This window comes from Mycolicibacterium houstonense (assembly GCF_900078665.2).
Taxonomy (GTDB): domain Bacteria; phylum Actinomycetota; class Actinomycetes; order Mycobacteriales; family Mycobacteriaceae; genus Mycobacterium; species Mycobacterium houstonense.
In genome coordinates this window covers 582,000-596,509 of record NZ_LT546207.1, presented here as the reverse complement: position 1 = coordinate 596,509, position 14,510 = coordinate 582,000, and the positions used below count along the sequence as shown (strand labels likewise).

The window sequence follows — 14,510 nt, the reverse complement described above, 5'->3', positions numbered from 1 at the left end:
GCGCCGCACCCCGGCGTCGTCATCGGCGAGTGCGGTCACCAGCGCGGGCTGATATCCGTCGGGCAGATGCTCGACGAGCGTGGCGACCGCCGTGCGGCGAACCCCGGCGTCGGTATCGGCAAGGTAAGGCTTCAGGTCGGCCAGCGACGGCTCTTCCAGCGCCAGCACGGCCGCGATGCGCGGCGACGGCGGTTGAGCCGAGGCCGCGGGGCGCACCCGGGACCGTTCGGCAGCCGGTGCGCGGCCGCCGTGCAGATGCGGCTGCTCGACAGAGGTCACCGGGTCGTGCGAGGTCAGGTGATCGAGCTCGGGAACCGCGACGAAATACGGTGCCACCGGACGCTTCACGAAGCGCATTTCTCCGTCGGCACCCTTGTAGAGATTGAGGTGGTATCGCCACTGCGTGTCGTCGCGTTCCGGCAGGTCGGCACGTTCGTGGTAGAGGCCCCAACGGGATTCGGTGCGGGTGAGCGAGGACCGGGCGGCCATCTCGGCGCAGTCGCGGATGAACGATACCTCGGCGGCCCGCATCAGCTCGTGTGGCGTGCGGGCGCCGATGCCCTCGACCTCGGCAGTCATCCGCTCGAACGTCTGCACCGCGATCGACAGTTTGGTCGCGGTCTTCGGCGGCGCCACATAGTCGTTGACGAACCGCCGCAGCTTGAACTCGACCTGGGGCTGGGGCGGGCCGTCCGGTTGCCGCAGCGGCCGGTAGATGAGCTCGTGCGCCGCGGCCACCTGGTCGGCGGGAAGCTTGGCCGGTGCGGGCACCTCGGCCAGTGTCGAGGCGGCATGTTCACCGGCCAGATCGCCGTAGACGAACGCCCCGATCATGTAGTTGTGCGGCACGCAGGCCAAATCGCCGGCCGCATACAGCCCGGGTACCGTGGTGCGGGCGTGCTCGTCCACCCACACGCCTGACGCCGAATGCCCTGAGCACAAACCGATCTCGGAGATGTGCATCTCGATGTCATGGGTGCGGTAATCGTGTCCGCGATTGGCGTGGAACGTGCCGCGAGTGGGCCGTTCCGTGGTGTGCAGGATGTTCTCCAGCGTCGTGATCGTCTCGTCGGGCAGATGACTGACCTTGAGGTAGATGGGCCCGCGCGCCGATTCGATCTCCTCCTTGACCTCGGCCATCATCTGCCCCGACCAGTAGTCGGAGTCGACGAACCGCTCCCCCAGCGCATTGACCTGATAGCCGCCGAACGGGTTGGCCACATACGCGCACGCCGGGCCGTTGTAGTCCTTGATGAGCGGATTGACCTGGAAGCACTCGATCCCCGACAGCTCCGCCCCGGCGTGGTAGGCCATGGCGTAGCCGTCACCGGCGTTGGTCGGATTCTCGTACGTGCCGTACAGGTAGCCCGACGCCGGCAGCCCGAGCCGCCCACACGCCCCGGTCGACAGGATCACGGCCTTGGCGGCAACCGTGACGAATTCGCCCGTGCGGGTGTTGAATGCGGCCGCACCGACCGCCCTGCCCCCATCGGTCAGCACCCGCACCGGCATGAACCGGTTCTCGATGCGGATCTTCTCGCGCATCGACCGTTGCCGCAGCACCCGGTACAGCGCCTTCTTGACGTCCTTGCCCTCGGGCATCGGCAGCACATAGGAGCCCGACCGGTGCACGCGCCGGACGGCGTATTCGCCGTGCTCGTCCTTCTCGAACTTGACGCCGTAGCGCTCGAGCCGTTGCACCATGGCGAAGCCACGGGTCGCGGTCTGATACACCGTGCGCTGGTTGACGATTCCGTCGTTGGCGCGGGTGATCTCGGCGACGTAGTCCTCGGGCTCGGCCTTGCCGGGGATGACGGCGTTGTTGACGCCGTCCATGCCCATGGCGAGGGCACCGGAATGCCGCACATGCGCCTTCTCCAACAGCAGCACCTGCGCGCCGTTCTCGGCGGCGGTCAGTGCGGCCATGGTGCCCGCGGTGCCGCCGCCGATCACCAGGACGTCGCAGTCGATCCGGATCGCCTGCGAAACATCCGGGGCGGCATGGGTGTGTTCGATCAGTTCGGTCAAGGTTGCTCCAGGGCGGCAATGATCTCGGCGCGCAGCGCGGATCGTTCGGGATGGTCGGTTCTTGGCTGGCCCACCTCGAGGAGGGCACGCAGCGGTTGTCCGGCACGGCCGAGCACGGCGACACGGTCACCGAGGGTGATGGCCTCGTCGACGTCGTGCGTGACGAACACGATGGTCGTCGGATGCGCCTGCCAGGTGTCGATCAGCAAGCGCTGCATGGCCGCCCGGGTCTGGGTGTCCAGCGCCGCGAACGGCTCGTCCATCATCACCGCGCGGGGAGCGCCGGCCAGGCCGCGAGCGAGCTGGACCCGCTGCCGCATCCCGCCCGACAGGCTCTTCGGCAGGAAATCGGCGAACCCGGTCAGTCCGACCTCGTCGATCCAGCGGTCGGCCCGCTCACGGCGGCCGGCCTTCGGCTCGCCGCGGAGTTGCAGCGCCAGTTCGATATTGGACCGCACGGTGCGCCACGGCAGCAGGGCACTGTCCTGGAACACCATGCCGCGGTCGCGGGAGGTGGTGGTGACCGGGTGGCCGTCGGCCAGGACCCGGCCGCCGTCGGGCCGCAGCAGTCCCGTCAACGCGCGCAACAATGTGGACTTACCGCAGCCGGACGGACCGGTGAGCACCAGGATCTCGCCCGGCTCGACGGTGAGGCTCAGATTGTCGATCACCGGAGCACCGGTGTAGGACAATCGGATTCGATCGAGTTCCAGCCGCATACCGGTGGCCGTCCGTGTCACGGTGCCGGTGGGGCTCATCGCGTATTCTCCTCACCGCGGGGCAGCCATCGGGTGGCGCGGCGGCCGATGAGTTCGACCGCAGCGGCGGTGACGAATCCGAGCACCCCGATCGTGATGATGCCGACGAACACGTCCGGATAGTTCAGCACCGTATAGGCCTGCCAGGTGCGGTAGCCCACACCCAGCCGGCCCGAGATCATCTCGGCCGAGATCACACAGATCCAGGCCACCCCCATGCCTACCGACAGCCCACCGAACAGTCCGGGCAGGATGCCCGGCAACACCACCTGCCGCAGCACATCGAGGCGGCCGCCACCGAGGGTGCGCACCGAGTCCTCCCAGATGGTCGGAAGGGCACGGACCGCGTGACGCACGCTGACCATGATCGGGAAATACGCCGCCAGGAACGTGATGAACACGATGCCTGCCTCATCGCTCGGGAACAGCAGTATGGCCACCGGCACCATCGCGATCGCCGGGATGGGTCGGGCCAGTTCGGTGAGCGGACCGAAGATGTCGGCGAACAGCGCGGTGCGCCCCAACAGGATTCCGGTGATCACCCCGATTACCGCGGCGATGCCGAAGCCGGTGAGGATGCGGATCAGCGACTGGCCGAGGTCCAGCCAGTACTCAGGGGTGCCGAGCCGGTGCAGCAGGGTCGCGGCGACCTCGGTGACGGTCGGCAGGGTGTCGAACCGCAGCCCCAGCCGAACGTCGTTGGCGGTCAGCACCTGCCACAGGACGACGGCGGTCACCACCGACGCCAGCCGCAGCAGACGATGGGGCCACNACCGGGCGACTCGTCGGTGGAGAGTTCCTTGGCCAGCTCGACGGCCTCGTCGACCGCGACGGGCTCGGGAACATCCTCGGCGTGCAACAGTTCCCACACCGCGACCCGCAGGATGGCCCGATCCACGGCGGGCAGCCGTTCCAGTGTCCAGCCCTGGAGGTGCGCGGAGATGAGATCGTCGATGTGGGCGGCGTGTTCGGTCACGCCCCGAGCCACCGACACGGTGTACGGGTTGAGCGGGGTGACGTCGTCCTGGTCCTCGGCCAGCGCGGCACGACCGTCGGCCACCGCTTCCGGTGTCAGACCACGCGCCTCGGCTTCGAAGAGCAGATCGACGGCGCGTTTGCGGGCCTGGTGACGGCCCCGGTCGCCGCGCCGATCAGGCATTCACGCGGCCGAGGTAGCTGCCGTCGCGGGTGTCGACCTTGAGCTTGTCACCGGTGTTGATGAACAACGGAACCTGGATCTCGGCGCCGGTCTCCATCGTGGCGGGCTTGGTGCCCGCGCTGGAGCGGTCGCCCTGCAGACCCGGCTCGGTGTGGCTCACCACGAGTTCTACCGAGACCGGCAGCTCCAGGTACAGCGGAGCGGACTCGTGGAAGGCGATCTGCACCGGCATGCTCTCCAGGAGGAAGCCCGCGGCGCGGCCGACCAGTTCTTCCGACAGCGGGTGCTGCTCGAAATCCTCGGAGTCCATGAAGACGAAGTCGTTGCCGTCGCGGTACAGGAAGGTGGCGTCGCGGCGGTCCACGGTGGCGGTCTCCACCTTCACACCGGCGTTGTAGGTCTTGTCGACCACCTTGCCGGACACCACGTTCTTCAGCTTGGTCCGCACGAAGGCCGGGCCCTTGCCGGGCTTGACGTGCTGGAATTCGACGATCTGCCACAGCTGTCCGTCGATCTGCAGGACGAGCCCGTTCTTGAAGTCGGCAGTCGATGCCATGAGGGTGTAGCTCCTAAGTTTCTGTCACAAAATGGCCAGTTCCTTGGGGAACCGGGTAAGCAGGTCGGGTGCCGCCTCTCCGACGACCAGGGTGTCCTCGATCCGGACACCGCCGCGATCGGGCAAGTAGACACCTGGCTCAACGGTGACCGCAGAGCCAGCAAGCAGTGTACCGGCGGCAGCGGCATTGATTCCCGGCGCTTCATGGATCTGTAGCCCGACGCCGTGCCCGAGGCCGTGACCGAAGTGGTCGCCGTACCCCGCATCGGCGATGACCTGGCGTGACGCCGCGTCCACCGCGCTCAGCGAAACACCGGGGGCCAGTGCCTCGCATCCGGCCTGCTGCGCGGTGGCCACCAGATCGTAGATGTCGAGTTGCCATGGGGCGGCCGGTCCCAGCACGAACGTGCGGGTCATGTCGGAGTGATAGCCGGCCACCAGCGCGCCGAAGTCGATCTTCACGAAGTCGCCGGCGGCCAGTACCGCATCCGTGGGGCGGTGATGCGGAATGGCCGAGTTGGCCCCGGTGGCGACGATCGTCTCGAACGACGGGCCGTCGGCCCCGTGTTCGAGCATCAGCGCTTCCAGCTCGTTGCGCACCTGACGCTCGGTGCGCCCGGGCCGCAGGCCACCGCGTTCCACCAGATCGGCGAGCGCGGCGTCGGCGGCCTCACAGGCCAACCGAAGGATCGCGATCTCACCGGCGTCCTTGATCTCACGCAGGGCCTCCACGGTGCCGGCCGCCCGGACCCACTCGACCCCGTCGCCCGCGGCCTTCTTCAAGGCGCCGTAGGCGTCCACGGTGACGACATGACTCTCGAACCCCAAACGGATCGCCCCGGCGCCGGCCGCGCGGCCTGCCAGGTGTGAGCCGCACGCCCGCTCGATGACCACCTCGGCATCCGGCGCCTGCTGCGCAGCCTGGGTTCGGTACCGGCCGTCGGTGGCCAAGACCGGCGTGGCGTCCTCGGCCAGGATCAGCAGCGCCGCGTTGGACCCGGTGAATCCGGACAGATACCGCACGTTGACCAGGTCGGTTACCAGCATCGCATCCAGGCCGGAGTCGGCCAGTCGCCGCCGCAGCCGGTCCCTGCGCTGGGAAATAGTCACGGTCTGTGACGCTACTCGCTACAGTGTGCCCCCATGAGCAAGTGGTTACTGCGCGGAGTGGTGTTCGCAACAGCGATGGTCATCGTGCGCTTACTGCAGGGAGCACTGATCAACGCCTCGCCGGGTAACGCCACGTGGTTCAGCCTGGGGCTGGTCACGTTGTTCGGAATCGGGGTGCTGATCTGGGGTGTGCTCGACGGCAAGTCGGACGCCCGAAGCAACCCGGACCCGGACCGCCGCGCCGACCTGGCCATGACCTGGCTGATCGCCGGTCTGTTCGCCGGCATCGTCAGCGGCGCCGTGTCGTGGTTCATCGGGTTGTTCTACAAAAGCCTCTACACCGATGCGCTGCTCAACGAGGTGACCACGTTCGCGGCGTTCACCGCGCTGCTGGTCTTCCTGCTCGGCGTGGGCGGTGTGACGGTGGGCCGGTGGCTGGTCGACCGCAACGCCCCGCCNATAGCCCTCGGTGCCCGGCCCGGGCAGGCGCACCCACACGGCCTTGTCGGCGAACCACCGGGTGCCGAGTTCGGCGTCGGCGACGTAGGCGGCACGGACCTTCTTGCCCTCGCCTTCGGCCTGCCGGACCGCCTTGAGCAGGCACACCGGCGTGGCGGCGGCTGTGGTGGTGTCCGATCCGTCGAGCCACAGTTCGCCTGCGGTGGCGGGATCGTCGACCGGGACGTGGCACACCGGATCGGTACCGCCCAGTGCCGACGGGTTGGCGTTCGAGTGCAGCGCCTTGTCATAGTCCTGGCCTCGCGCCGCGTACGCGGCCCGCAACGGCCCGTCCTGGACGAAGCCGGCGACATCGAGATCGGCGAAGTTGTCGATCGACTTCAGGTAGGGCACATCGCCTTTGAGAGCATCGATCAGCGACGGTTTGAGCGTGGTGTCGAACGAGGTGCCGCCCGGGCCGTTGTACAGGTAGACGATCTCCTGCGGCAGCCCACTGCCCTCGGCGACGATCCGGGCCGCCTCCAGGGGCTTGGTGTTGAGGAAGTCGGTCGCATCGAGCTGGGCCTGAAGGAACGCGTCGAGCACTTCGGGATGATCGGCCGCGTACGCCCGGCGCACCACCACACCGTGCAGGGTCGGATAGTTCAGCTCCGCCCCGTCGTAGAGCAGCTTGGCCTTGCCCTGGTGGACCAACAGCCCGGGCCAGGCCACGAACTGCGAAAGGGCCTGAACCTGACCGGACTCCAGCGATGAGGCACCGACCTGCGGCTGCTGGTTGAGCACCTCGACCCCGGTCTTGGCGTCCACCCCGGCCTTGCCCAGGGCCTGCACCAGCATGCCGTGGCCGGCCGAACCCACGCTGGCCGAAACCTTCTCACCGGCCAGGTCGGTCAGCGACTTGGCCGGTGAATCCGGCGTCACCACCACCATGTTCAACGCGCCCTTCGGGTTGTACCCGGTGACCGAGACGATCTCGGTCCTGGCGCGCTCGTTGGCCTGGGTCTTCGACCCGTTGATGAGCATCGGATAGTCGCCCATCGAACCGATGTCGATCTTCTCGGCGACCATCTGCGCGGTGATCGGGGCGCCGGTGTCGTAGTCCTGCCATGTCACGTTGTACTTGGTGCCGGTGCGGGTGGTGATGTCTTCCAGCCGGCGTTCCAGGTAACCCTGGGCGCGCAACAGGGTTCCCGCGGTGACGGTGTTGATGGTCTTGGACTGATAGCCGACGACGACGTCGACGGTGTCGGCCGATCTGGAGGCCGAATCCAGGGAGCAGCCTGCGGTCGTAAGGGTGAGACCGGCGGCGAGGGCGATCAGGGCTGATTTCACTTCGCTCCTCTAGCGGATGAGATAGGGCATGTTGACGGTCACCGCACCGGTGGGGCACCGGGCGGCGCAGGGGCCGCAATACCAGCACTCGTCGACGTGCATGTAGGCCTTGCCGTTGTCGGGGTTGATGGCCAGTGAATCCATCGGGCACACGTCGACGCACAGGGTGCAACCCTCGATACACAGGGATTCGTCGATCGTCACCGGAACGTCGGTCCGCTGATTGACCAGCGTCATGCATCTCTCCTTACGAGGTTGCCGCGCATGGTGATTCGATCACCGCGCATCCTGATGTACTCCAGGTCGACGGGCCTGCCGTCGTCCAGACTGGTCAGCCGTTCGGCCATCAGCAGCGCCGACCCGTCGGGCACCTGCAGCGTCGCGGCGGAATGCGGGTCGGCCGAAATCGCCTCCAGGGCAAGGCTTGCCCCGCCCAGGCGGCGGCCACTGACTCGCTCGATGAGGGCGAAGATGTCGTTGTTCTCCAACGAGTGCGCGATCACCTGATCCCCGATGTCGGGCGCCAGGTAGGTCAGGTCCAGCGACAGCGGCAGGTCGGCCAGGTACCGCAGGCGCTCGATGAACACCACCTGCGCGCCGGGCTCCAGCGCCAGCTTGCGGGCCACCGCGGGCGGGGCGGAGAGGTGCTGCACCGCGCGCACCTCGTTGCGGACGTCGCCGTAATCCTTGAACGTCTCCTTCAGCCCCACCAACGCGTCGAGGCCGTGGTCATACTTGCGGGCCGCCACGTGGGTGCCCACCTTGGTACCCCGGTCGATCAGGCCCTCGTTCTTGAGCACGGCGAGGGCTTCGCGAATGGCGTTGCGGGACACGAAGAATTCCGCCGCCAGCTCCGTTTCGGTGGGCAGGGAACCGGCATAGGCGCCCTCGTAGATCTGGTGGCGCAGCACATCGGCCACCTGGCGGGCCTGGTCGGCGCGGGCGCGGCGACTCGGCAGCGATACGGGGGTGACTTCGGGCTGCGACACGCACAACACGGTAAGGGCGATCTGACCGGCCTCGCAGGGCGACGAAAGCGGCGTCGTCGCAGGTTAACTGATTACGCCGCCCCAAAATCCGCCGTACCTGGCCAAACCACCGGCCGCGGCGGTATTGCGCCACCGGCGACGGTCGAAGAATTTACAAATCGCGGTGAGCGAAAGTGTCGCGACCACCAGTGAGAACCGCAACGGGGAGCGCCCGTAGGCGCTCCCCGTCCAGCTGATCTGTTCTGCTGCCGGCGGAGCCGGTCAGTTCTCTTGCGTTCCAGCGCCCCGCACGGCCTGCGACGCAGCCCGGATCTGCGGGGTCACCAGCATCACCTGACCGAGGACCCCGTTGACGAAACCGGGCGACTCGTCGGTGGAGAGTTCCTTGGCCAGCTCGACGGCCTCGTCGACCGCGACGGGCTCGGGAACATCCTCGGCGTGCAACAGTTCCCACACCGCGACCCGCAGGATGGCCCGATCCACGGCGGGCAGCCGTTCCAGTGTCCAGCCCTGGAGGTGCGCGGAGATGAGATCGTCGATGTGGGCGGCGTGTTCGGTCACGCCCCGAGCCACCGACACGGTGTACGGGTTGAGCGGGGTGACGTCGTCCTGGTCCTCGGCCAGCGCGGCACGACCGTCGGCCACCGCTTCCGGTGTCAGACCACGCGCCTCGGCTTCGAAGAGCAGATCGACGGCGCGTTTGCGGGCCTGGTGACGGCCCCGGTCGCCGCGCCGATCAGGCATTCACGCGGCCGAGGTAGCTGCCGTCGCGGGTGTCGACCTTGAGCTTGTCACCGGTGTTGATGAACAACGGAACCTGGATCTCGGCGCCGGTCTCCATCGTGGCGGGCTTGGTGCCCGCGCTGGAGCGGTCGCCCTGCAGACCCGGCTCGGTGTGGCTCACCACGAGTTCTACCGAGACCGGCAGCTCCAGGTACAGCGGAGCGGACTCGTGGAAGGCGATCTGCACCGGCATGCTCTCCAGGAGGAAGCCCGCGGCGCGGCCGACCAGTTCTTCCGACAGCGGGTGCTGCTCGAAATCCTCGGAGTCCATGAAGACGAAGTCGTTGCCGTCGCGGTACAGGAAGGTGGCGTCGCGGCGGTCCACGGTGGCGGTCTCCACCTTCACACCGGCGTTGTAGGTCTTGTCGACCACCTTGCCGGACACCACGTTCTTCAGCTTGGTCCGCACGAAGGCCGGGCCCTTGCCGGGCTTGACGTGCTGGAATTCGACGATCTGCCACAGCTGTCCGTCGATCTGCAGGACGAGCCCGTTCTTGAAGTCGGCAGTCGATGCCATGAGGGTGTAGCTCCTAAGTTTCTGTCACAAAATGGCCAGTTCCTTGGGGAACCGGGTAAGCAGGTCGGGTGCCGCCTCTCCGACGACCAGGGTGTCCTCGATCCGGACACCGCCGCGATCGGGCAAGTAGACACCTGGCTCAACGGTGACCGCAGAGCCAGCAAGCAGTGTACCGGCGGCAGCGGCATTGATTCCCGGCGCTTCATGGATCTGTAGCCCGACGCCGTGCCCGAGGCCGTGACCGAAGTGGTCGCCGTACCCCGCATCGGCGATGACCTGGCGTGACGCCGCGTCCACCGCGCTCAGCGAAACACCGGGGGCCAGTGCCTCGCATCCGGCCTGCTGCGCGGTGGCCACCAGATCGTAGATGTCGAGTTGCCATGGGGCGGCCGGTCCCAGCACGAACGTGCGGGTCATGTCGGAGTGATAGCCGGCCACCAGCGCGCCGAAGTCGATCTTCACGAAGTCGCCGGCGGCCAGTACCGCATCCGTGGGGCGGTGATGCGGAATGGCCGAGTTGGCCCCGGTGGCGACGATCGTCTCGAACGACGGGCCGTCGGCCCCGTGTTCGAGCATCAGCGCTTCCAGCTCGTTGCGCACCTGACGCTCGGTGCGCCCGGGCCGCAGGCCACCGCGTTCCACCAGATCGGCGAGCGCGGCGTCGGCGGCCTCACAGGCCAACCGAAGGATCGCGATCTCACCGGCGTCCTTGATCTCACGCAGGGCCTCCACGGTGCCGGCCGCCCGGACCCACTCGACCCCGTCGCCCGCGGCCTTCTTCAAGGCGCCGTAGGCGTCCACGGTGACGACATGACTCTCGAACCCCAAACGGATCGCCCCGGCGCCGGCCGCGCGGCCTGCCAGGTGTGAGCCGCACGCCCGCTCGATGACCACCTCGGCATCCGGCGCCTGCTGCGCAGCCTGGGTTCGGTACCGGCCGTCGGTGGCCAAGACCGGCGTGGCGTCCTCGGCCAGGATCAGCAGCGCCGCGTTGGACCCGGTGAATCCGGACAGATACCGCACGTTGACCAGGTCGGTTACCAGCATCGCATCCAGGCCGGAGTCGGCCAGTCGCCGCCGCAGCCGGTCCCTGCGCTGGGAAATAGTCACGGTCTGTGACGCTACTCGCTACAGTGTGCCCCCATGAGCAAGTGGTTACTGCGCGGAGTGGTGTTCGCAACAGCGATGGTCATCGTGCGCTTACTGCAGGGAGCACTGATCAACGCCTCGCCGGGTAACGCCACGTGGTTCAGCCTGGGGCTGGTCACGTTGTTCGGAATCGGGGTGCTGATCTGGGGTGTGCTCGACGGCAAGTCGGACGCCCGAAGCAACCCGGACCCGGACCGCCGCGCCGACCTGGCCATGACCTGGCTGATCGCCGGTCTGTTCGCCGGCATCGTCAGCGGCGCCGTGTCGTGGTTCATCGGGTTGTTCTACAAAAGCCTCTACACCGATGCGCTGCTCAACGAGGTGACCACGTTCGCGGCGTTCACCGCGCTGCTGGTCTTCCTGCTCGGCGTGGGCGGTGTGACGGTGGGCCGGTGGCTGGTCGACCGCAACGCCCCGCCGATGCCGCGCCAGCGCCATCACGGCCTGGCCGCTGACGACCGTGCCGACACCGACGTGTTCGCCGCGGTCAGCGCCAACGGCGCCGCCGAGAACACCGACGCCGAGGCAACCACCCCGGTCGAGTATCCCGAGCAGCCCAAGCAGTAGCCGGAGAATCAGGCGCGAGTGGCGCGGACCGTCAGGTCCGCGCCACTTCTGCGTATGCGGCCGCCAACAGGGACGGATCCGGTCCCTCCAGCCGGCCCGGCTTGGCCAGGCCGTCGAGCACGACGAACCGCAGCACGCCCGAGCGGTTCTTCTTGTCGCCGGCCATGTAGTCCATCAGCTGGGGCAGCGCGTCGCCGTCGTAGGTGACCGGCAGGCCGAGAGCGGTCAGCACCGCGCGGTGCCGGTCGGCGGTCTCGTCGTCGAGACGCCCGGCCAGTCGGCCCAATTCGGCCGCGAACACCAAACCGACCGAGACGGCGGCACCGTGGCGCCACTTGTAGCGTTCACGGCGTTCGATGGCGTGCGCCAGGGTGTGGCCGTAGTTCAGGATCTCGCGCAGCTGCGACTCTCGTTCGTCGGCAGCAACCACCTCGGCCTTGACCGCGATCGCGCGGCGGATGAGTTCGGGCAGCACGGTTCCGGTGGGGTCGAGCGCCGCATCCGGATCGGCCTCGATCAGGTCGAGGATGACCGGGTCCGCGATGAAACCGGCTTTCACGATCTCGGCCATCCCGGCGACAATCTCGTTGCGCGGCAAGGTTTCCAGCGTGGCGAGGTCCACCAGGACGGCGGCAGGCTGATGGAAGGCGCCGACGAGGTTCTTACCGGCATCGGTGTTGATCCCGGTCTTGCCACCGACTGCGGCGTCGACCATGCCCAGCAGGGTCGTCGGCACGTGCACGATGTCGACGCCCCGCAGCCAGGTGGCCGCAGCAAACCCTGCGACATCGGTGGCCGCTCCCCCGCCGAGACTGACGACGGCGTCCTTGCGGCCGATCCCGATGCGGCCCAGCACTTCCCAGATGAAGCCGACGACGGGCAGCTCCTTACCTGCCTCGGCGTCCGGGATCTCGATGCGGTGGGCTTCGATTCCCTTGTCCGCCAGGTGTTGCCGCACGGCCTCAGCGGTCTGGGTGAGCACCGGCTGGTGCAGGATCGCCACCTTGTGACGGCCCTCGAGCGTGTTGCCCAGTTCGCCGAGCAGGCCGGTCCCGATGATCACCGGATAGGGCCGGTCCACCAGTACCTCGACGATTACCGGGTCAGTCATCATGTCGCTCCGCGTTACGAGCGGCCAGGGCCGCGGGGGTGGGTATGGCTGTCGTTTCTGCCTTTTCGGCACCGGAGGTGCGGGGTGCGGCCTTGCCGCCCGTGGCTTCGGAACCGGACGACGATTGCCCGGCCGGACCACGCCGCCAGGGCGGGCGACGACGGCGCCGTTTGGCCGTTCGGGGCTGCGGCGGCTTCTGCGGCTGTTTCTGAGCCGGAGGGCTTTCCAGCCGGGCGACGATGGTGCGCACCACCGCGCCGGGGTTGCGCCGGTTGGTGTTGATCCGCATCGTCGCCACCCGCCGGTACAGCGGCACTCGCTCGGACATCAGCGCGCGGTACTTTTCGGCGCGGTCGGGCCCGGCCAGCAGCGGCCGCACGGTGGATCCGCCGGTGCGGCGCACTCCCTCGGCGGCACTGATCTCGAGATAGACCACGGTGTGTCCGGCCAGGGCCGCACGCACGCCGGGGGTGGTGACCGCTCCGCCACCCAGCGACAGCACGCCGTCGTGACCGGCCAGCGCGGTGCGGATGACCTCTTCCTCGATGCGGCGGAACTCCGCTTCGCCGTCGGTGGCGAAGATGTCGGCGATGGTGCGGCCGGTGGTCTCCTCGATGGCGGCGTCGGTGTCGACCATCGTGAGATTCAGTGCCTTGGCGAGCCGGCGGCCGATGGTCGACTTGCCCGATCCGGGCAGGCCGATCAGTACCGCCTTGGGCGCCATCAGCCCAGGGCCTGCTCCGCCGGCTCGCGCTCGGCATCACCCGGATTTGCTTCGCGCGTGCGCACGGCGCGCAGGTAGGCGTCGATGTTGGTCCTGGTCTCGGCCAGCGAGTCCCCACCGAACTTCTCCAGCACGGCACGGGCCACCACGAGCGCGACCATGGTCTCCACCACCACACCGGCGGCGGGCACGGCGCACACATCGGAACGCTGGTGAATGGCGACGGCCTCTTCACCGGTGGCCATGTCGACGGTGGCCAGCGCCCGCGGGACGGTCGAGATCGGCTTCATCGCGGCCCGGACCCGCAGCGGCTGGCCGTTGGTCATGCCGCCCTCCAGGCCGCCGGCCCGGTTGGTGGAGCGCAGCACTCCGTCGGGCCCCGGGTACATCTCGTCGTGGGCCACGCTGCCGCGACGGCGCGCGGTCTCGAAACCGTCGCCGATCTCCACACCCTTGATCGCCTGGATGCCCATCACGGCGGCGGCCAGCTGACTGTCGAGGCGGTTGTCCCCGCTGGTGAACGAACCCAGGCCGATCGGCAGTCCTTCGACCACGACCTCCACCACGCCACCGAGGGTGTCGCCGTCCTTCTTGGCGGCCTCGATCTCGGCGATCATCGACGACTCCGCCGTTTCGTCGAACGCACGAACGGGGCTGGCATCGATCTTCTCCAGATCGGAGAACTGCGGCGGCGGACCGTCGTAGGGCTGCGACGCACCGATGGAGATGACGTGGGAGACCACCTCGACACCGAGTGCTGCCCGCAGGAAGGCCCGGGCCACCGTGCCCGCCGCGACACGTGCGGCGGTCTCACGTGCGCTGGCACGTTCCAGGACCGGACGGGCGTCGTCGAAGCCGTACTTGAGCATGCCGGCGTAGTCGGCGTGCCCCGGGCGGGGCCGGGTCAACGGGGCGTTGCGGGCCACGTCGAGCTCGGCGGGGTCCACCGGATCCGGCGCCATCACGGTTTCCCACTTGGGCCATTCGGTATTGCCGATCTCGATGGCGATCGGCCCGCCCAGGGTGGTGCCGTGACGAACCCCGGCCAGCATGGTGACCTGGTCCTGTTCGAACTTCATCCGGGCGCCCCGGCCGTAGCCGAGGCGGCGACGCTTGAGCTGTGCCCCGATCTCCTCTGAGGTGATGGGCACGCCCGCGACCATCCCTTCGAGCATGGCCACCAGGGCGCGGCCGTGGGATTCACCAGCTGTGGTCCAACGCAACACGGGTGTCATTCTCCCACGTCGGGGTTTGCCTCCCGAAATCCG

At 68.2% G+C, this 14,510-nt stretch carries 13 protein-coding genes and 4 pseudogenes; 2 read left to right on the top strand and 15 right to left on the bottom strand.

Features of this window, described 5'->3' with window-relative positions:
* From BN4332_RS03155 to BN4332_RS03130, 6 genes and pseudogenes are all read right to left on the bottom strand, one after another.
* Positions 1–2,019 (bottom strand): fumarate reductase/succinate dehydrogenase flavoprotein subunit (locus BN4332_RS03155; RefSeq protein WP_066897137.1); only part of this gene is annotated, 2,019 nt, incomplete at its 3' end.
* A gap of 5 nt (positions 2,020–2,024) precedes the next feature.
* Positions 2,025–2,786, bottom strand: coding sequence for an ABC transporter ATP-binding protein (locus BN4332_RS03150; protein WP_066897127.1), 762 nt, complete (start codon positions 2,784–2,786; stop codon positions 2,025–2,027).
* A pseudogene (locus tag BN4332_RS03145) lies at positions 2,783–3,550 on the bottom strand (ABC transporter permease); the annotation flags it as partial. The gene BN4332_RS03150 and the pseudogene BN4332_RS03145, both read right to left, overlap by 4 nt.
* A gap of 8 nt (positions 3,551–3,558) precedes the next feature.
* A pseudogene (gene nusB / locus BN4332_RS03140) lies at positions 3,559–3,945 on the bottom strand (transcription antitermination factor NusB); the annotation flags it as partial.
* Positions 3,938–4,501, bottom strand: coding sequence for an elongation factor P (gene efp, locus BN4332_RS03135; protein WP_066897122.1), 564 nt, complete (start codon positions 4,499–4,501; stop codon positions 3,938–3,940). The gene efp (BN4332_RS03135) and the pseudogene nusB (BN4332_RS03140), both read right to left, overlap by 8 nt.
* 24 nt (positions 4,502–4,525) lie before the next feature.
* Entirely contained in the window at positions 4,526–5,611 is a 1,086-nt protein-coding gene (locus tag BN4332_RS03130; RefSeq protein WP_066897121.1) for a M24 family metallopeptidase, read from the bottom strand.
* A 33-nt stretch (positions 5,612–5,644) separates the two neighbouring features.
* On the opposite strand from BN4332_RS03130, the pseudogene BN4332_RS03125 reads away from it, so the two are divergent.
* Positions 5,645–6,124: pseudogene (locus BN4332_RS03125) on the top strand (B-4DMT family transporter); the annotation flags it as partial.
* Here BN4332_RS03125 and BN4332_RS03120 read toward each other — a convergent pair.
* The 6 genes and pseudogenes from BN4332_RS03120 to BN4332_RS03095 form a co-directional block, all read right to left on the bottom strand.
* Positions 6,098–7,402, bottom strand: a pseudogene (locus BN4332_RS03120) (ABC transporter substrate-binding protein); the annotation flags it as partial. The pseudogenes BN4332_RS03125 and BN4332_RS03120 overlap by 27 nt on opposite strands.
* A 9-nt stretch (positions 7,403–7,411) precedes the next feature.
* Positions 7,412–7,639 (bottom strand): 4Fe-4S dicluster domain-containing protein, encoded by a 228-nt coding sequence (locus BN4332_RS03115; protein ID WP_066897124.1) that lies wholly within the window; start codon positions 7,637–7,639, stop codon positions 7,412–7,414.
* Positions 7,636–8,391 (bottom strand): GntR family transcriptional regulator, encoded by a 756-nt coding sequence (locus BN4332_RS03110; RefSeq protein WP_066897136.1) that lies wholly within the window; start codon positions 8,389–8,391, stop codon positions 7,636–7,638. The genes BN4332_RS03115 and BN4332_RS03110 overlap by 4 nt, the downstream gene beginning before the upstream one ends.
* A 261-nt stretch (positions 8,392–8,652) precedes the next feature.
* Positions 8,653–9,135: a transcription antitermination factor NusB gene (gene nusB, locus BN4332_RS03105; RefSeq protein WP_066897123.1), complete on the bottom strand. Its 483-nt coding sequence runs from the start codon at positions 9,133–9,135 to the stop codon at positions 8,653–8,655.
* Positions 9,128–9,691, bottom strand: a complete 564-nt coding sequence (efp, locus tag BN4332_RS03100) for an elongation factor P (protein ID WP_066897122.1) — start codon at positions 9,689–9,691, stop codon at positions 9,128–9,130. Before efp (BN4332_RS03100) ends, nusB (BN4332_RS03105) begins: the two co-directional genes overlap by 8 nt.
* 24 nt (positions 9,692–9,715) lie before the next feature.
* On the bottom strand, positions 9,716–10,801 hold the full coding sequence (locus tag BN4332_RS03095) for a M24 family metallopeptidase (protein ID WP_066897121.1): 1,086 nt from the start codon (positions 10,799–10,801) through the stop codon (positions 9,716–9,718).
* Positions 10,802–10,834: 33 nt separating this feature from the next.
* Between BN4332_RS03095 and BN4332_RS03090 the strand changes: the two genes are divergently transcribed.
* Positions 10,835–11,407, top strand: a complete 573-nt coding sequence (locus tag BN4332_RS03090; protein ID WP_066897120.1) for a B-4DMT family transporter — start codon at positions 10,835–10,837, stop codon at positions 11,405–11,407.
* Between the two features lie 31 nt (positions 11,408–11,438).
* Here the strand turns inward: BN4332_RS03090 and aroB are convergent, their stop codons facing one another.
* Genes aroB through aroC form a run of 3 tightly spaced genes read right to left on the bottom strand, consistent with a single transcriptional unit; the run spans position 11,439 to position 14,468 of the window.
* Positions 11,439–12,518: a 3-dehydroquinate synthase gene (gene aroB / locus BN4332_RS03085; protein ID WP_066897119.1), complete on the bottom strand. Its 1,080-nt coding sequence runs from the start codon at positions 12,516–12,518 to the stop codon at positions 11,439–11,441.
* On the bottom strand, positions 12,511–13,242 hold the full coding sequence (locus tag BN4332_RS03080; RefSeq protein ID WP_066897118.1) for a shikimate kinase: 732 nt from the start codon (positions 13,240–13,242) through the stop codon (positions 12,511–12,513). Before BN4332_RS03080 ends, aroB begins: the two co-directional genes overlap by 8 nt.
* Positions 13,242–14,468 (bottom strand): chorismate synthase, encoded by a 1,227-nt coding sequence (gene aroC / locus BN4332_RS03075; protein ID WP_066897135.1) that lies wholly within the window; start codon positions 14,466–14,468, stop codon positions 13,242–13,244. The genes BN4332_RS03080 and aroC overlap by 1 nt, the downstream gene beginning before the upstream one ends.
* Positions 14,469–14,510 lie beyond the last annotated feature (42 nt).